14 protein-coding genes, 1 tRNA gene and 1 pseudogene are annotated in these 17,076 nt (G+C 56.0%); 8 read left to right on the top strand and 8 right to left on the bottom strand.

Annotated features, from left to right (window positions below; all coding sequences use genetic code 11):
- Window positions 1-15: 15 nt before the first annotated feature.
- From ES815_RS15235 to ES815_RS15215, 5 genes are all read right to left on the bottom strand, one after another.
- Window positions 16-1,989 carry a PhoX family protein gene (locus tag ES815_RS15235; RefSeq protein ID WP_142488519.1) on the bottom strand — a complete coding sequence of 658 codons (1,974 nt, stop codon included), beginning with the start codon at window positions 1,987-1,989 and terminating at the stop codon, window positions 16-18.
- A 119-nt stretch (window positions 1,990-2,108) separates the two neighbouring features.
- Complete coding sequence (locus ES815_RS15230; protein ID WP_142488518.1) at window positions 2,109-4,295, bottom strand: TonB-dependent receptor; 2,187 nt, start codon at window positions 4,293-4,295, stop codon at window positions 2,109-2,111.
- Window positions 4,296-4,359: 64 nt separating this feature from the next.
- The gene (locus ES815_RS15225) at window positions 4,360-5,442 is read right to left on the bottom strand and encodes a YncE family protein (protein ID WP_142488517.1); all 1,083 of its coding nucleotides are present in this window, start codon (window positions 5,440-5,442) and stop codon (window positions 4,360-4,362) included.
- A gap of 283 nt (window positions 5,443-5,725) precedes the next feature.
- A complete protein-coding gene (locus tag ES815_RS15220) occupies window positions 5,726-6,190 on the bottom strand; it encodes a hypothetical protein (RefSeq protein ID WP_142488516.1) in 465 nt (154 codons plus the stop codon).
- Window positions 6,177-6,986: a winged helix-turn-helix domain-containing protein gene (locus ES815_RS15215; RefSeq protein ID WP_142488515.1), complete on the bottom strand. Its 810-nt coding sequence runs from the start codon at window positions 6,984-6,986 to the stop codon at window positions 6,177-6,179. Before ES815_RS15215 ends, ES815_RS15220 begins: the two co-directional genes overlap by 14 nt.
- Window positions 6,987-7,523: 537 nt before the next feature.
- On the opposite strand from ES815_RS15215, the gene ES815_RS15210 reads away from it, so the two are divergent.
- The 3 genes from ES815_RS15210 (at window position 7,524) to ES815_RS15200 (ending at window position 10,952) form a co-directional block, all read left to right on the top strand.
- Complete coding sequence (locus tag ES815_RS15210) at window positions 7,524-7,964, top strand: transcriptional regulator (RefSeq protein ID WP_142488514.1); 441 nt, start codon at window positions 7,524-7,526, stop codon at window positions 7,962-7,964.
- 149 nt (window positions 7,965-8,113) lie between these two features.
- The gene (locus ES815_RS15205; RefSeq protein ID WP_142488513.1) at window positions 8,114-10,030 is read left to right on the top strand and encodes a methyl-accepting chemotaxis protein; all 1,917 of its coding nucleotides are present in this window, start codon (window positions 8,114-8,116) and stop codon (window positions 10,028-10,030) included.
- A 76-nt stretch (window positions 10,031-10,106) separates the two neighbouring features.
- Entirely contained in the window at window positions 10,107-10,952 is an 846-nt protein-coding gene (locus ES815_RS15200; protein WP_142488512.1) for an EAL domain-containing protein, read from the top strand.
- Here ES815_RS15200 and ES815_RS24160 read toward each other — a convergent pair.
- The gene (locus tag ES815_RS24160) at window positions 10,893-11,738 is read right to left on the bottom strand and encodes a hypothetical protein (RefSeq protein WP_142488511.1); all 846 of its coding nucleotides are present in this window, start codon (window positions 11,736-11,738) and stop codon (window positions 10,893-10,895) included. The genes ES815_RS15200 and ES815_RS24160 overlap by 60 nt on opposite strands.
- Before the next feature lie 214 nt (window positions 11,739-11,952).
- Between ES815_RS24160 and ES815_RS23970 the strand changes: the two are divergent.
- Window positions 11,953-12,039: pseudogene (locus ES815_RS23970) on the top strand (TraR/DksA family transcriptional regulator); the annotation flags it as partial.
- A gap of 1 nt (window position 12,040) precedes the next feature.
- On the opposite strand, the gene ES815_RS15185 reads toward ES815_RS23970, so the two are convergent.
- Both ES815_RS15185 and ES815_RS15180 read right to left on the bottom strand, forming a co-directional pair.
- Window positions 12,041-12,532 carry a hypothetical protein gene (locus ES815_RS15185; RefSeq protein ID WP_142488510.1) on the bottom strand — a complete coding sequence of 164 codons (492 nt, stop codon included), beginning with the start codon at window positions 12,530-12,532 and terminating at the stop codon, window positions 12,041-12,043.
- A gap of 246 nt (window positions 12,533-12,778) precedes the next feature.
- Window positions 12,779-12,855: transfer RNA gene (locus tag ES815_RS15180), tRNA-Arg, on the bottom strand.
- Between the two features lie 222 nt (window positions 12,856-13,077).
- On the opposite strand from ES815_RS15180, the gene folD reads away from it, so the two are divergent.
- The 4 genes from folD to malI all read left to right on the top strand — a co-directional run bounded on the left by folD (window position 13,078) and on the right by malI (window position 17,030).
- Window positions 13,078-13,944 (top strand): bifunctional methylenetetrahydrofolate dehydrogenase/methenyltetrahydrofolate cyclohydrolase FolD, encoded by an 867-nt coding sequence (gene folD, locus ES815_RS15175; RefSeq protein ID WP_142488509.1) that lies wholly within the window; start codon window positions 13,078-13,080, stop codon window positions 13,942-13,944.
- Between the two features lies 1 nt (window position 13,945).
- Window positions 13,946-14,158: a ribosome-associated protein YbcJ gene (ybcJ, locus tag ES815_RS15170; RefSeq protein ID WP_142488508.1), complete on the top strand. Its 213-nt coding sequence runs from the start codon at window positions 13,946-13,948 to the stop codon at window positions 14,156-14,158.
- A gap of 281 nt (window positions 14,159-14,439) precedes the next feature.
- The gene (locus ES815_RS15165; RefSeq protein WP_142488507.1) at window positions 14,440-15,939 is read left to right on the top strand and encodes a PTS transporter subunit EIIC; all 1,500 of its coding nucleotides are present in this window, start codon (window positions 14,440-14,442) and stop codon (window positions 15,937-15,939) included.
- Between the two features lie 74 nt (window positions 15,940-16,013).
- Window positions 16,014-17,030, top strand: a complete 1,017-nt coding sequence (gene malI / locus ES815_RS15160; protein ID WP_142488506.1) for a Mal regulon transcriptional regulator MalI — start codon at window positions 16,014-16,016, stop codon at window positions 17,028-17,030.
- Window positions 17,031-17,076 lie beyond the last annotated feature (46 nt).

Genomic DNA, 17,076 nt, shown 5'->3' with positions numbered 1-17,076 from the left:
CCCGGCGGGAGCCGATCACGAGCCGATAATGCCGCCGTCCGCTTTGGTGATGACCACCGTCGAGGCGCGGGGACGCCCTTGCGGATTGTTGTCCGGCCAGTTAGAAACGGCGCGCGGGTTTGCCGGGTCGGTAATGTCATCCCCGCCCTCGCCCGGATGCTGAATATTAATAAACAGCGTGCGGTTGTCGGGAGTGAAGGCAATGCCGGTGATTTCGCAGCCGCGCGGGCCCGTCAGGAAACGGCGATACTCGTTGGTGCCCGGAATGGTCGCCACCATCTGGTTATTGCCCATCCCCTCATAGGCTTTCTTGTTAATGGTGCTGGAGGAGACGTCGGTCTGGATCCAGAGCACGCCCTGATGGTCAAACGACAGGCCGTCCGGGCTGCCAAATTCGGCGCCCTTCATGCTGCCCTTCGCCTTTTCATCCGTAGTGTCCGTTCGCCCGGCCAGCACCAGGATGTCCCATTTGAAGCGTAATGCTGCAGGATCCCCGCCCTCTTCGTGCCAGTGCATAATGTGGCCGAAAGCGTTATTGGCTCGTGGGTTGGCCGCATCCACCGGCGCTTTGCCCTCTTTGCCGCGATCGCTGTTATTGGTCAGCGTGCAGTAAACGCTGCCGCTGCTGTGCGGATCGACCGCAATCCACTCCGGACGATCCATCTTAGTCGCCCCCACGGCGTCGGCCGCCAGACGGGTTTTAATCAGCAGATCGCCCTGGCTTTCAAACCCTTTACTCTTATCCAGGCCGTTCTGGCCGAAGACCAGCGGCAGCCACTCACCGGAGCCGTCGTCGTTGAATCTGGCGACGTAGAGCGTGCCGGTGGTCAGCAGCTGCATACTGGCTTCGCGATCCGCCGGATTGTATTGGTTGTCGGAAACAAATTTGTAGATGTACTCAAACTTCTGGTCGTCGCCCATATACGTGACCACTCGCTTATCAGCGGCCAGGGTGACGGCGGCACCTTCATGCTTGAAGCGCCCCAGCGCGGTGTGCTTGCGCGGCGTGGAGTTCGGGTTGTACGGGTCGATCTCGACCACCCAGCCAAAGCGATTCGGCTCGTTAGGCGTTTTATCCACGTTGAACCTGTCGTCCACCTCGCTCCAGCGATAGGACTCATCGCTGTCGCTGATGCCGTAGCGCTTCTCCAGCGCGTTACGCTCGCCTTTCTTGACGAAAATATCCGACCAGTTCTCTTCGCAGGTGAGGTAGGTTCCCCAGGGGGTATAACCGTTGGCGCAGTTTTGCATGGTGCCGAGCACCTGCTCGCCCTGAGGATCGGCGGCAGTTTTCATTAACGTCTGCTGGCGCGCCGGGCCGGTGAGCTGCATCGGGGTGTTCACCGTGATGCGGCGGGCAAAACCGGAGGGGCGCACCACTTCCCAGTCGCTGCCACTCTTTTTCACTTCGATAACCGATACGCCCATGGCGTTCTGGCCTTTCCGCGCCTTATCCAGGCTCCAGCTGGCGGTGCCGTCGGTAAAGAGCATGCCGTTATCGATATATTCATGGTTCATCGCCAGCAGGCCATGACTGGGGTTCTCTTCCCCCTGCGGCAGGCTAAACCACGCCATGCCGTCATGGTGCATGCCCGCCTGCGCCGCCTGCTCGTCTGTCGTGTTGCTGGCGTCAAATTTGAACTCTGGCATAGCGCCCTTGATCCCGGTGGCATCGCCCCAGCGGTAGAAAGGACGCGCGATGTAGCCCTCGGGCACCCTGACCGTATCCTCGGTCGAGACCGGAATGCTGGTAAAGCCGAGCGAGACCGCTTTGCTCAGGGCTGAAGGCTGTGAAACCGCAGCCAGGGCGTTTTCAGGCTTGAGTAAAAAAGGGAAAGAGGCGGCGGCACCGGCAACGGCGCCCATCTGCAAAAAGCGGCGGCGGGAGAGGAATATCTCCGCCACGCTGGAAAATACCGGGTTAGCGCTGGGATTGCTGACATCGTCACGATGTTCTTTTTTGAATACGGACTTAAGAGGTTTACCCACGATGGCTTCCTGTCTTTAGGCTAAGAAATGACAAAGTGGGAACACTATAAGAACAATTGATTACATTTTTATAACAGTAGAAAGGTAGGGCATCCTTGCCCTGATAACGAGGGTCGAACTCAGAACTCGTAGCCGACGGAAACCCTAAAGGTGCGCGGCTCACCCTGGAACAGGTAGGTGCCACCGTCGTCCACGCTTGACCAGTAGTTCTCGTCGGTGATGTTTTCAATCCCGGCGCGAACGGTCATCTGGTTCTGGTCGTTGTTGACCGCGAAGCGGTAACGCATGCCCAGATCCAGGGTGGTGTAGCTGTCCAGCTTTTTGCTGTTGGCCAGATCCGCATACTGCGAACCGGAGTGGTTCACGCGAGCGGTGGCGGTCAGGCCGTCGATGGGCTTGATGTCATACTCTGCGCCCAGCACGCCGTAGAATGATGGAACGCCAATGGCGTCGTTGCCCTGGTTAACACCGTTGTTGGTTTTGGTCAGCTCCGCCTGTAGCCAGGTGGCGCTGGCGTTCAGGCGCAGGCCCAGCACCGGCTCGCCAAAGACGTTCAGCTCAACGCCGCGGTTACGCTGCTCGGCATCCAGGCCGTAGTATTTGGTCTGGCTGTCGAGAATGGCGGACGGCATTTTGATCTCAAACAGCGCCAGCGAGCCGCCAACGCGCCCGAAATCGGCCTTCACGCCCACTTCGTTCTGCTTAGAGTGGACGATACCGGTGCTCTGGCCGTAGTTGGAGGCGGTGTTGGGCGCGGTTTTACCCGGCTGGAGTGCCTCGGTGTGGTTGGCATACAGCGAGATCTCGTTCCACGGCTTGTAGACTACGCCGTAGGTCGGCATCCAGCGGTCGCCGTCGAAGCTGTCACCCGCGTTTTCGATCCCGGTCACTTTGTTATAGCCGCGGATCACCACTTTCTGATGACGGGCACCCACAATGAACAGCAGTTTGTCATCCAGCACGCCAAGGGTGTCGCTCAGCAGCCAGCCCTGAGTGCGGGTGCGGCCGCTGGTCAGCGGATCGCTGTAGTTCCCGCCCGCCCCGTTGGAGTTGGTGCTCGGCGGCGCATCCACGCCGGTGTTGTGGTAGATATTGGTAACCGGGTTATCCTTCGCCGCCGACATCTTCCACGCAATCTTCTCGTTTTTGGTCATCGCCGAGTAGCCGACGTTGACCTTGTGGGTCACAAAGCCGGTGGCGAAGTTACCGCGGATGCCCGCCATGCCGCTCACGCTGTCGCTGATGCGGTTAGTATCCAGGCGGGACGCGGTGGCTTTGCCGCTCTTGTCCACCAGCTTCGCGCCGCTGTAGAGCCCCTCTTCATGGGCGTGCTGGGCCCCCAGACCGGTATACGCGGTCCAGCTGTCGGTGATGTCGTATTCGCTGCGCCACATACCGAATTCGTTCTCGATATTGCTGTAGGCCCATTTCTGCGAGTAGTTGCGATCGTTCTTCGGTGGCTCGGGCACGAAGTTCACGCCAGCCACGTTGACCCCGGTTTCCGAGCCGTGGAAGGTTTTCTTCTGATAGCCCATGTCTACGGAGCTGCGGAACTTATCCCCCGCATAGTCCAGGCCGGTGGAGAGCAGCGTGGTGCGACGGCGGTCGTTGGCGACCGGCGCTTCGCCTTCACGGTGCACTACGTTAACCCGGGCGCCAAACTGGTCGCTGTCGCCAAAACGACGCCCGGCATCCAGGGTGGTGCCAATTTGCGAATCTGAGGTGTAATCGACGCCCACTTTCGCCTGCGGCGTGGCCCCCGCATGTTTCGGCTCAAGGTTGATCATCCCGCCGACGCCGGAGCTGGCCGCGCCGTTCATCAGGGAGTTGGCCCCTTTGAAGATCTCAATGCGATCCACCATCTGCGCGTCCACCACCTGACGCGGCAGCACGCCGGAGAGACCGCCAAAGGTCATGTCATCCCCGTCGAACTTCAGGCCGCGGATGCGGTAGCTCTCCGCGCTGTTGCCGTAGCCCTGCACGGACTGGACGCCCGCATCGTTCGCCACCACGTCGCCAATGGTCCGCGCCTGCTGATCTTCCACCAGTTTGGAGGTGTAGCTGATGATGTTAAAGGGCACGTCCATCGCATTTTGCTGACCGAGCATCCCCATGCGTCCGCCGTTCGCCACCTGCCCGTCGAGGAAGGCCGGCACCAGCTGGTCGCCGCCGGGTTTAAAGTCGCTGGCAGCAGACTGCACCACTATGGTCTCTTCTTTTTTGCTCTCCGCCGCCACGGCGGAATGGGCGACCGCGCCAATGGCGAGGGCCAGCAGCGTCTTGTTCATTCTTCTGGTGTTATTCATGATTAACCCGTTCAAAATACGCGCAAAATGGCCCGTTGCCGGGCCTTAATTGTTATGAGAAAGATTATTTCAGGGCGATACGCACAACGCTGTCCGGCCCGTTGGTGGAGTGGTCTTTGTTAAAGGCCTGCTTCACGGTGACGTACAGCGTCTGGCCGTCCGCCGACAGCAGCAGGCTGTTCGGGTTCGGCAGCAGCTCCCAGCTCTGCTTCACGGCATAAGTGGTGGCATCCAGGCTCAGCAGCTTGCCGCTTTCGTGCTGGGTGATGTACAGCTCGTTGCGCGCCGGGTTAAATTTCACCGCCAGCGAGTCGCCCACGTCGAGCTGCTTAATGACTTCACCGGTATGGATATCCAGCACCAGGGTGGTTTTGGCTTTCGAGTTGTCGGTGACGAACAGGCGGCCCGTCGCTTTGTCTTCCGCCAGATTAAGCAGCAGCGCCGGTTTGTCGCCGAGCGGCTTCCAGCGTTTTTCGATACGGTTGTTCTTAGGATCCAGCACCAGGATCTCACCGCCGCCGTTTGCCACGTAAATGCGCTGGGTCTGTTCAGACCACATCAGGCCGGTGACCCACTGCCCTGCGTTTTTGATGGTTTTTTTCAGCTTCAGCGTTTTTGCATCCACCACCCAGATCACCGCCGGATCGGCCACGCCGCCGATGTACAGCACGTCGTTATGCAGTAACACCTGACACGCGCCGTACGGGTAGCCCTCTTTGTTGCGCTCGGTAAACAGCAGGCGTTTTTTCACCTTGCCGTCAGCGGTGTCGATGGCGCTGATCCCGCCGTCCAGCGAGTTCGTGGCATAGACGGTTTTACCATCCGGGGAGATGGCCAGAGCGAAGTTTTTCAGATCGGTATGGCTGCGGCCGAGGGTTTTCAGGGTAGTGGGATCGAGCTTATACACCACTCCGCCCTGCACATCCTTAAAGCCTTCGGAGCTGGCAACGTACAGCGCATCGCCTTTAGGGTTGAGGACCATTTCGTACAGGCCGTCAGCCAGATCGCGTTTTACGACGTTGGTTTGCGCGGGGGCGGCAGGTTTCGGGGCATCAGCAGCAGGCGCGGTTGTCGCAGTGTGCTGAGTAGCGCAGCCGCTGAGTGAGACAGCCACCAGCAGCGCCAGGGCGGACAATTTTTTGGTCATCAGGAACATCCTTTACCGTGCAAATCAAATTTGAGGAGGACGTCTGCGTCGCCTGGTGTTTGCGATTAGGATTATGGTTTCAGGCCGTCAGGCCAGTGCAGCGTCCCCCGATAACACTCAGTGTTCCGTGTGAGATCTGCACTCACTGTTGATGCGGGAAAGTCCCTACGCGCCCGCAAACACTAAAGAGAATGAGAACTATACTCATTATCTTTATATGATCAAGTGTAAACAGGGGCAACAAAGTAAAAAAGGAAGTCTAAACACCTCTGATGGTGCGGGGTTATCCTTTCGTACAATACATCACTGGCGAATTACTGTAGGTAAAAAAATAGCTGTCAGCATTGGCGGGAAGAATATTCAATCTGATTCCCCGCTCCCGGTGCTGAAAGAAGTCCGGGACATAGGCGAGATAGTTTAAATGTTTCTTCGGCAGGACATTGGTTTCGTTAGAGACCAGAATTACCTCCCCCTCTTCACGCCAGTAGGTGAACCCCACCTTATTACTGATTGCCACTGGCGGTTTATTCTCTTCAATATACTCCCCGGTGGCGTCGTAACTCCCGACACCGTCATTAAACGAAAAATTCATTACCATATCGATAACCGCCCGCTGTTCGACAATAGTCGCATGGGTCTCACAGCTAAAATTATTACGCTGATAATGCAAATAACCGGCAACAAGCAGCGGGGAGATAGCCGCCAGAAAAATAACACACCAGCGCAACAGCTGCTTATTCATTGTCATAGTAGGGTTGCCTGTAAAAAATAGATTCACAGCGCGCCTCGCGATTTTCCGGCGCACGGTCGCAAATAATCACCGATATTCCCAACTGCGCGCGGTTCAGCGTCATATAGGCCACCTCGCCCTTTTTACAGGTCAGCGGAAAACGCTGAGACAGCGAGGCCCACATCCTCTGGCTTTTCTCTGTCTCATTCCACGAGGAGTAGGCCTCACAGCCATCAATGGTGCCTATGGGGTGATAGCCGACAAATACCGGTTCAGCGGGTTTGAGTTCCGGATACAGTACACCGCAGGAGAGTAAAAAAAGCGCGCCTGCCAGCCAGTAACCCATAGCCGGTCGCCAGAAATGGCGGGAGCGTTGCGTTGCAGGGGGCAGAATGTCGGGTTTGACGACTTCGGAGGATACCTCGGCTAAATCGGGGTTAGTTATGGTTTTATTCCGTTCGATAAACTCCGCCTGGGTACCGACCCGCAGCCGAGCGACGGATTTAAACCCGGCTTTCGGAACAGTGATAATGACGTTCTCTTCCAGCCCGGCCGATTTCAGCGCTTTTCTGATTGAGGCGATGGTCTGGTAAAGGGCGTTGGTGGTCACGACGGTGCCCTGTTTCTCCCACACGGCGGCAAATAAATAGCGCTGCGTCAGCACCTGCTCATTCTGCTCGAGGAGCTGAAGCAGGCACTCACTCACCGGCCCATGCAGAATGACTGCCCGCGCCGGGTAGTCAGTAAGCGAGCACAGGCGGCGGGCTTCCGGCTCAAACAGGACGGTTTCGTTAATCAGAAAAACAGGTTTCATTTCATGACCACAGGCTCATTGGCAAAGGATGGCGTTCATCAAATTTCTGATTCAGATTTTTTAAAATATTTATCAATCACCTGGTTGTCAAAAAACCGCCGGACGGCCACGTTAAGCGAGGCGATAGCGCACTTCTGATTCAGTATAAATCATATAACTTCACTCCTCTTTTTTCGTTGTTCGCCGCATTCTGAGAACACAGAAAAACGGTATGCGGATCGCCCTTCAACTATCAGTGAAAAATGCTAACGTGATGCCTAAATACACCATTTCATCTTGATGCGTCGCCTCATTATGCAAAATCAGGATAAAAGCGTAGTAACAGAAAATCAGGCAGCGTTTAATACCGAAAATCTGGTTTACAGCAACAAAAGGACTACACACGAGGGTTTCTCAACCGCTTTGCTGTAGCGCACCGGGGTGTGTATTGGAAAGCATTCATAGCAGCCATATAATCCCCCACATAAACGGTGTGGATTTATGTTCGGCGTGCAGGTCGGGATCGGTATTTTATTTAATTATCCAGGTATGAAATAAATGGGCTATCGACTCTATGGATTTATGATCGGTGATGAGATTCACTTCGATATTTCAAATCGCAGGCTGTATCGGCTTACCGGTAGCCACACCGATAAAAGTATAGTATTTGCATCAATCTATTTTAATGAAACTATGCTCAGGCTTTTTCTCTATCTGCTGGAGCATGGACGGCGCACCGCGATCAGTAAAGAAGAGCTGTTCGACAAAATTTGGGAGGAGAATAACCTGTGTCCTTCCACGCAGCGACTGTGGCAAGTTCTGAACAACCTGAATAAAAAGCTGGGTCTGCTGGGACTTCCCGCAGATTTTATCCGCAACATTAAGGGGCGTGGCTACATGATTAATTATCAGGATGTGATACCGGTATATTACAGGATGAGTGAACTCCCGCCTCAGCCTGATAATAAAAGGGAGAAACCAGATAGTCTGAGTGAGTGATGTCAACCCAGGCATTCGCCCTGAGCATTAATGCGAGGGGCTTTTTTTTACGTTTTGATGACCAACGCCAGGGAATTCACCTCCCGTTAATGATGGCAAAAATAGCATAAAAACACTTTTTATCGGCATGCACCGATAGTGGAAGATATATGAGCATAGTTAATCGCTTTCTAAATTTAAAAGTCAGCCGAAAATTATTTTTCGGCTTTGCAGTCGTCCTGCTGGTGACGCTGGCGATCCTGTCATCGGGCTTGTTGGGGCTTAACAATATCAAGGATAAAGTGGATAAAAACGGCTTAACCACGAACCTGTTCAATGCCCTGTCTGCCGTGCGTCTGGGCCGAACCAATTTCCAGTACACGCTCGATCAAACGTATCTGGATCAGGTAAATGCCGCCACCACGCAGATGCAGGACACTATTGCCCAGCTGGAGACCTATAGCTGGTCGCCGGAAGGCAAAACGGTTCTGGACAATACTACCGCAGCCGTGAACAGCTACATCATTACCCTGGTCTCCTTTACCAAAGCCCTGTCTGAAAAGAAACAGAGTGAACAAAAGGTCTCTTCGCAGGTGCTGTGCGACAACGCCGAAATCGTGTCCAGATTGAGCCGGGAGCCGTCTATGTCGCCTGAAACTGCGCTCCTGGCCGGGCAGGTGGCCTTTGCGATGAGCGATATCGACTCGCAGATGACGCTGTATAAACAGCACCCGACCTCAGACATGGAGAAACAGATCCAGTCCCGGCTGGAGGTCGGCAAAACCGATGTCGGCCAGCTACTTCAGTTAATGCCTGAGGCTCAAAAATCGCTGTTACAGGCAAGCCTTGAGAACATTCAGAACATCGGCCCTGAGCTGGAACATTACCGAGCCGTCTGGAATGAGCAGGCTACCCTGTCCGATACCTTAACCGGCAAAGCGGAGGTCCTGACGAAGGCCATCCAGACGCTGTTTGACATACAGCAGAAAAAAGTCGCGAATACCGTCGACGGCGTTGAGTACCAGATGGCGATCGTCGCTGCGATCGGTATCGTGCTGGCCGTGCTGCTGGCAATGGCGATCACCCGCTCCATTACACGTCCTCTCAGCGAGACCCTGCGCGTGGCCGAACAGATTGCCAAAGGCGATCTCACCGCGACCCTCAGCAGCAATCGCCGCGACGAGCCGGGTATGTTGATGAACGCCGTGGCTACCATGAATGAGAACCTGAAAAACATCATTCATGACGTGCGTAACGGTGTGGATAGCGTGGCGCGATCGGCCTCCGAAATTGCCGCCGGCAATATGGATCTGTCGTCGCGTACCGAGCAGCAGTCTGCCGCGGTGGTCGAAACGGCGGCCAGTATGGAACAGCTCACCTCCACCGTGGCGCTGAACGCTGAGAATGCCAACCATGCCCGCGCCCTCGCTCAGGAAGCCTCGGTGAATGCCACCGAAGGCAGCCAGATTTCGCAGAAAGTGATCGACACCATGAAGAACGTGCGTCAAAGCTCGCACCGTATTTCGGAGATCACCACCGTCATCAACAGCATCGCCTTCCAGACCAACATTCTGGCGCTGAACGCCGCGGTGGAAGCTGCCCGTGCAGGGGACCAGGGCAAAGGCTTTGCGGTCGTCGCCGCCGAGGTACGTACCCTGGCCCAGCGCAGCGCCCAGTCAGCGAAGGAGATTGAAAACCTGATCGGGGAATCGGTGGTGTATGTCGATAACGGCTTTAACCTGGTGGAGGGGGCCGGGGAAGCGATGTCCCGCATCGAAAGCTCTGTCGCCCAGGTTCGCGACATCATGAGCGAGATCGCCGCTGCGACCGATGAGCAAAGCCGCGGCATTGCGCAAATCGCGCAGGCGATGGCCGAGATGGACACCACCACCCAGCAGAACGCCGCCCTGGTGGAAGAGTCCTCTGCCGCTGCCAGTTCGCTGGAGGATCAGGCCGTCCAGCTGGAGAAAGTAGTGGCGATATTCAAAGTGTCGCAGTCACAGAGTGGCGTCGCCGCGCGGGCCGTCACGCCAGCCTCGGGCAAAAAAGCCCCGGCGCAACCCTCGGGCGACTGGGTGCAGTTCTGACGCCAGCCAGATGATATAGCCCCTGTCAGGCCACCGGTTTTCCGGTTGCCTGACCCAGGCCGCGGTGAAACTGACCATGATTAACATTCACAAACTGCGGGCCAGCCTGAATGCCAGGTTAACCCGCTATTTTTCGGGGCAGTTTAGCGCCTCAGCCAGCGCGCTACGCACGGCGATTGCACACCGGCAGATTGTGCCCTTTTACCAGCCCTTTATGAACGCCAGCACCGGTCAAATTGCCGGGATCGAAGTGCTGGCCCGCTGGCGCCATCCGCTGTACGGGGCTGTGGCACCCGATGCGTTTATTCCGCTGGCGGAAAAGCACGATCTGATCGTTCCCCTGACCCACCAGCTGATGCAGCAGGTGATTGCCGATCTGCAGGATCAGATCCACCGCTTCCCGGTCGGGACCTATATCTGTATTAACATCAGCGCGCAAAACTGTCTCGATCCTGGTTTTGAATATGATACCCGCGACATGCTGAGTAAATTCAATGCCAATCAGAGCCACGTGGTGGTGGAGATCACCGAGCGGCATCCGCTGCATTTCACGCCGCAGCTGAGTAACTGGTTTGCCGCATTGCGCCAGGCCAATATTTCGCTGGCGCTGGATGACTTTGGCACCGGCTATTCAAATCTGTCCTATATCTCAGCCCTCAATCCTGAATTTATTAAGATTGATAAGCTGTTTGTCAGCCAGATTGGTGGGAATGGCGATACGCGGCTGGTAGACAGCGTGATCGACCTGGCGAAAAACATGCGCCTGAAGATCATTGCCGAAGGGGTGGAGACCAAAGTGCAGGCCGACTATTTACGCCGAAAGCAGATCGATTTTTTACAGGGATACTATTTCTTCAAGCCGCTACCGGCCAGTGAGCTTATCCATCAGATCATTGCCCGCGATCGCGTGCTCGCCAGCTGACACTTTCAATACCGGCGTTGGGCTGTCCGACAGCGCCGCCATTCCCAGCGCCGATGATATCCCGCTCGCAATCGTCTCATCGGAAAAGGGCACGTCCCCATTCTCCTGATGAATAATGGCCTTACTCAACGCGGTTAAGACCGCGGGCGAGGCCACATCCAGCCGGGTAGTCGGTGAGACGCCAAGCGCCTGGCTGACGTTCTGGATATATGCGTTGGTATTGTTATTGTCCTGCGGCGGTGCCCAGCGGGAGATAATTTTACTGATGGTATCCAGCCCGCGCCGCTGGTAGGCGAGCAGATTTACGCCCAGCGCGCGGATGCCGTGTTCCGGGGAGGCAAAGGTGGCAAAACGCCCGTCGGTGCCATTCTGTCCCTGCCAGGTAAAGGCCCAGCTGGCTTCCAGATTGCCGGGGTTGTTATTACGGATCCCACGGATGCCTCCGACCGGCGACCACGCGGGCCCGGTGCGGCTGTTCCGGTACTGAGGTAAGCGTTTCATCAGCGCAAGCTGATTTTCACTCCACCCCTGCAGGCTGGCGTATTGCCCCAGCTGCTCAAACGAGGCGGGCGTGGCGGCAATCGATGCCTGGCGGCGATCGGCGGGTTGCGCTGAGCGTGTCGCAGGCTGAGCGATGATCGGCTGCGAAGAATGCGTTAACTGCGAAAAGGAGGCGGGTACGCTGGTCTGCGTCATCCCGGCAGAGGGCGACTGTGCCGATAGCGTGGCCACTTGTTGCGGGCTGCTTATCTGCTGGTGTTCATAATAATGCGCAATACCGGACATCATTCCCTCTTAATACTTACCCGACCTCAGCGCGAGGCTGAAAGCACGCGTTCGCCGGTATTATACAGATGCGGGTCAGGTTGCCAGCATAATATTGAACAGCGTCACCTGGCGGGAGGTCAGTCGCGATAAGACACGGGATTCAAATAAGATCCTGTCGATGTTTGCCGCCCTGACGACCAGATCGTCAACATGCCTAAGCAGGCTGTCCAGGGCGCGGCGCGCTGCCGTTCCCGGCTGCCAGACGTGCGCTGAGTGCCAGGGCGTTATCGAACTGAAGGATAAACAAAGGGGTATTTAATTCAGCTGCATACTTTTGCATAAAGTTCATTGAAGGCTTTCACCTGAGAACGATATTCATCGACCAAAAAACCATCACCCGTCGCGTACGCTATCGGTCGTCGTGAATACTTGAAGCCCAGAACCAAATGATATGGTTCGGCAGCAATAAAACGCGCGCCTATTTTTCGGCCCAGTTGAGTCTCACCAGAAATGATGCCGCAAACAAATGGATGCCCTTCAGAATCATGCACAAACATTTCTGTGAAAGTGACTGGCCTGGTTGTATCTAGGTCGCTATCACAGAAACCAGTCATCATTTTTCTTGTTTGCTCATCCTTTGGATTTTTTGCGAGCTGCTCCTGGAGCATATCGCAACCATCAGGATTCCCTGCCCCGTGCTTAAAGAATTCAACAACTGCAGGTTTTACATCTTCAAAATTGTAGTGTTCCTGAGCATGAGTACATTGCGCAAAAATAAAGAGCACAAACAGCAGTAATTGCTTTGTTTTCATGAATATCCTTCCCCCGCTATTTCGGGGCTTTTGTTTACCTGACCACGTCACAAACGAAATCCACGTTATCGGCGGAACAAATAAACAGCGCTATGGTATGTATTCCTGATATATGCCGATCGCCAGACCGCATGAACAAGTTAAGCGTGTATTCAAATTGACTCGATTTTCGGGATTGATGTCCCAAATATGTCCCATAAGGAAAAAGTCGAAGCGGGAGGGATTAAGTAAGCGCTTGATTTGAAATGGTACGCCCTAAAGGATTCGAACCTTTGACCTACGGCTTAGAAGGCCGTTGCTCTATCCAACTGAGCTAAGGGCGCACGGAGAAGAATGTCTTCGCAGTGGTGAAGCGCGTGGAATTATACGGTCAATGACCGTTGAGTCAATGCATTTTAGTACAATCCTCTTGTAGTTCATATCGATGGCTGGCAACAGGCCCGCTTAACAGGAAAATCCGCAAAGTGTGACTGACAGCAGCGCGCGCTTCTGACAAAATATGCTCATCCCCCCTTTCACTCCTTACAGATGGAATCTTCTCTCTGATGGCAGCAAAGATTATTGACGGTAAAACGATTGCGCAGCAGGTGCGCTCTGAGGTCGCGGAAAAAGTGGCAGCACGTCGGGCCGCAGGAAAACGCGCTCCCGGGCTGGCTGTTGTGCTGGTCGGCAGTAACCCGGCTTCACAAATTTATGTCGGCAGCAAACGCAAAGCATGCGAAGAGGTGGGCTTTCTCTCTCGCTCTTATGATCTGCCGGAAACCACCTCCGAAGCAGAGCTGCTTGAGCTGATTGATACCCTGAACGCCGATAAAGAGATTGACGGCATCCTGGTCCAGCTGCCGCTGCCTGCGGGCATTGACAACGTAAAAGTGCTGGAACGTATCGCGCCAGACAAAGACGTGGACGGTTTCCATCCGTACAACGTCGGCCGTCTGTGCCAGCGTGCGCCGCGTCTGCGTCCGTGCACGCCGCGCGGCATCGTCACGCTGCTGGAGCGTTATAACATCGACACCTACGGCCTGAACGCCGTGGTGATTGGCGCGTCCAACATCGTTGGCCGTCCGATGAGCATGGAGCTGCTGCTGGCCGGCTGCACCACCACCGTCACCCACCGCTTTACCAAAAACCTGCGCCAGCACGTCGAAAATGCCGACCTGCTGATCGTGGCCGTGGGCAAGCCGGGCTTTATTCCGGGCGAGTGGATCAAGGAAGGCGCGATTGTGGTGGACGTGGGGATCAACCGTCTGGAGAGCGGCAAAGTGGTGGGCGATGTGGTTTACGAAGATGCCGCCGCGCGCGCCTCTTACATCACCCCGGTTCCGGGCGGCGTGGGTCCAATGACCGTCGCAACCCTGATTGAAAACACCCTGCAGGCATGCGTTGAGTATCACGACGTAGAGGAAGCGTAAGATGGCGACTTTTTCATTAGGTAAACACCCGCACGTTGAGCTGTGCGATCTGCTGAAGCTGGAAGGCTGGAGCGAGAGCGGCGCCCAGGCCAAGATCGTTATTGCTGACGGTCTGGTGAATGTCGACGGCGTGGTGGAAACCCGCAAGCGCTGCAAGATTGTCGCGGGTCAGACCGTGAGTTTTGAAGGGCAGAGCGTGACCGTGACGGCCTGAGTCGTCTGATGCCCGGCGGCGCTTCGCTTGCCGGGCCTACGTATTGGATCCGTTTGTAGGCCGGGTAAGGCGCAGCCGCCACCCGGCAACTCCCCTCAATATCCCCCACACCTATCACGGTTAATTATCGATCAACTTCAAATAATCACTATTTCATCTGTTGAAATGTGAAAATTAAGTTGCGCGATTTTCAGGCTTTCCTCACGATAAGTAGAACGTTCTACTAAAACGTTCTACTCACTATAACAGCGCTCACAGAGCGCACTCGGGGGGAAATCAGCATGAGTCTGATATCAGGGTTTGTTAAATCGCTGTCGAAATTATCGATGATTGGTCGCGCCTTAATGCTGCCAATCTCACTGCTTCCTGCTGCGGGCCTGCTGTTGGCCTTCGGGGATAAGTTCCACCTGCCGCTGATGATGAACGCGGGCGGCGTCATTTTTGATAACCTGCCGATGCTTTTCGCTATCGGTTCGGCCGTCGGCCTGGCATCAGAATCCGGTATCGCGGCGCTGTCGGCGGCGGTGGCGGTGTTTGTCACCAACATTACCATCGGCACCGTGCTCGGCATTACGCCGGAGATGGCCTCTCAGGGTGGGAAATACGCCATGGTGGTGGGCATCCCGACGCTGCAGATGGGCGTCTTTGGCGGCCTGCTGTGCGGTATTCTCGCCGCCTGGTGTTACAACCGCTTCCATACCATGCAGCTGCCGGAATTCCTCGGCTTCTTCTCCGGGAAGCGTTTTGTCGCCATTGCAACGGCGTTCCTGTCGTTCGTGATGGGCCTGCTGCTGCCCTATATCTGGCAACATATTCAGGCCGGTATCGATGCGCTGTCAGTGGTGGTCAACGGTGATAACCAGGCGGCATCGACCTTTATCTTTGGTCTGGTGGAACGTGCGCTGATCCCGCTGGGTCTGCACCACATCTGGTATCCGTCGTTCTGGTACTCGTTCGGGGATTACACCACCCAGGCGGGCCAGGTGATCCACGGCGACCAGACCATCTGGTTCAAAATGCTGGAAGAAGGCACCAAATCCTTCAGCAGCGACACCTACCAGAACGCCGGTAAGTTCATGCAGGGCGAGTTCCCGCTGATGCTGTTCGCGCTGCCTGCGGCCTGTCTGGCGATGTACCACGAAGCCCACACCAAAAACAAAAAGATCGCTGCCGGTATCCTGTTCTCTGCGGCACTGACCTGCTTCCTGACGGGGATCACCGAGCCGGTAGAGTTCACCTTTATCTTCGTGGCGCCGATCCTCTACGTCTTTAACGCCATCATGGCAGGCCTGGCGTATATGACCATGTACCTGATGCATGCGCATATCGCCAAGTCCTTCTCGGCGGGCTTTATCGACTACCTGTCGTTCGGGATCCTGCCGTCGTTTAACGGCTACCAGACCAACTTCCTCAACGCCATTATCATCGGTATCCCGATGGCGCTGATTTACTACTTCACCTTCCGCTTCGTGATCCGTCGCTTCGACGTGAAAACACCGGGCCGCACCGAAGTGACGGCCAACGCGGATGATAAAACCGACACCGAAATCGCTACCGAAATCATCGGCCTGCTGGGCGGCGCGCAGAACATCGACTCCGTCGGCTCCTGCATCACCCGCCTGCGTCTGGAAGTGGCGAAGAGCGAGATGGTGGATAAAGATGGTCTGAACGGCCTCGGCGCACGCGGCGTGGTCTTCGTCGGTGACTCCGGCATTCAGGTTATCTTTGGCGCCCGGGCACAGTTTATCGCCCAGACGATGTCCACGATGATCGGTAAATAATAAGCTGCCTGACCGACACGTCTCCTGTACTCTTACGGGAGACGTTGTCTTATCAGGCATTTCAGGGAGAAAATGTGAAGAAGGTCAGCATCATTGATGTCGCCAGAGAGGCAGGGGTTTCGGTCTCCACCGTCTCGCTGGTCCTGCGTCAGAAAGGAAAGATCTCCGAGGCGACGATTGAAAAAGTCCACGCCGCCATCACCGCCCTGGGCTATGTGCATAACGTGGCCGCCGCCAACCTCCGCGCCAACACCTCCAATCTGATCGGGCTGATCCTGCGGGATTTCAGCGACAGCTTTTCCATCAAGGTGATGGCGAGCATCGTCCAGGAGCTGGAGAAGCAGGGCTTTATGGTGTTTCTCGGCCAACCGCTGAACGACGGCGAACACCTGGAGCGCTGCCTGCTCTCCTTTAAGCAGCAGGGCGTCGCCGGGGTGATCTATCTGGCATCAGACACTCGCCATGCCGCCCTTCCGGCGTTGATCCGCCAGTGCCCGCTGCCGCTGGTTGCGGTGTCGCAGTCGCTGCTGGATGAGACCTGCAATCTGGTGATGCGCGATAACCGCCAGGCGGCGCATCTGGCGACCCGCTATCTGATTGAGCGCGGCCATCGCAATATCGCCTATATCGGCGGCACGGAAGGGGATCGGATCCGCGAGCAGCGCCTGCTGGGTTTTCGCAGCGCGATGACGCAAAACGGGCTGGTGTTCCGCGAGGAATCCGCTCCGGCCTGCCGCGACGATACCCAGGCGGCGAGTTTCGCCACCCGTCAGCTACTGGAGAAAAACAACACCATTACCGCCCTGCTCTGCCACTCTCCGGATGCGATGCTCGGTTCCATCTCCGGCATTCATCATGTGGGCCGCACGGTGGGCAAAGATGTGTTTCTGACCCAGCAGGTGGCGCTGGTGGGGTTTGAGGATATGCTGCACGTTAATCTTACCTCCCCGTCCTTTACCTATGTCTCTTCCGCCAGTGAAGAGACGGGCCGTCAGGCGGCGGGGCTGATGATCCGCAAGCTGAAAGAGCCTGAGCTGCAAACCCAGCGCATTACCCTGTCGGGGCAACTGATCGCCCGGGAATCGGCGTAATTCAGATTTACGCCCGGCACGGAGTTCCGCCGTGCTCTGCTATATT

The sequence above is a fragment of the Leclercia adecarboxylata genome, from assembly GCF_006874705.1.
Lineage (GTDB): Bacteria > Pseudomonadota > Gammaproteobacteria > Enterobacterales > Enterobacteriaceae > Enterobacter > Enterobacter adecarboxylatus_C.
The sequence above is the reverse complement of the archived record's forward strand: the minus strand, read 5'-3'. Positions and strand labels throughout refer to the sequence as shown.

Excerpts from the sequence above, each read along its gene's own strand:
- ES815_RS15230 (WP_142488518.1), bottom strand. The coding sequence starts at position 4,295 with ATGAATAACACCAGAAGAATGAACAAGACGCTGCTGGCCCTCGCCATT.
- ES815_RS15215 (WP_142488515.1), bottom strand. The coding sequence starts at position 6,986 with ATGAAACCTGTTTTTCTGATTAACGAAACCGTCCTGTTTGAGCCGGAA.
- folD (WP_142488509.1), top strand. The coding sequence starts at position 13,078 with ATGGCAGCAAAGATTATTGACGGTAAAACGATTGCGCAGCAGGTGCGC.
- ES815_RS15205 (WP_142488513.1), top strand. The coding sequence starts at position 8,114 with ATGAGCATAGTTAATCGCTTTCTAAATTTAAAAGTCAGCCGAAAATTA.
- ES815_RS15200 (WP_142488512.1), top strand. The coding sequence starts at position 10,107 with ATGATTAACATTCACAAACTGCGGGCCAGCCTGAATGCCAGGTTAACC.
- ybcJ (WP_142488508.1), top strand. The coding sequence starts at position 13,946 with ATGGCGACTTTTTCATTAGGTAAACACCCGCACGTTGAGCTGTGCGAT.
- ES815_RS15185 (WP_142488510.1), bottom strand. The coding sequence starts at position 12,532 with ATGAAAACAAAGCAATTACTGCTGTTTGTGCTCTTTATTTTTGCGCAA.
- ES815_RS15165 (WP_142488507.1), top strand. The coding sequence starts at position 14,440 with ATGAGTCTGATATCAGGGTTTGTTAAATCGCTGTCGAAATTATCGATG.
- ES815_RS24160 (WP_142488511.1), bottom strand. The coding sequence starts at position 11,738 with ATGTCCGGTATTGCGCATTATTATGAACACCAGCAGATAAGCAGCCCG.
- ES815_RS15210 (WP_142488514.1), top strand. The coding sequence starts at position 7,524 with ATGGGCTATCGACTCTATGGATTTATGATCGGTGATGAGATTCACTTC.
- ES815_RS15220 (WP_142488516.1), bottom strand. The coding sequence starts at position 6,190 with ATGACAATGAATAAGCAGCTGTTGCGCTGGTGTGTTATTTTTCTGGCG.
- ES815_RS15225 (WP_142488517.1), bottom strand. The coding sequence starts at position 5,442 with ATGACCAAAAAATTGTCCGCCCTGGCGCTGCTGGTGGCTGTCTCACTC.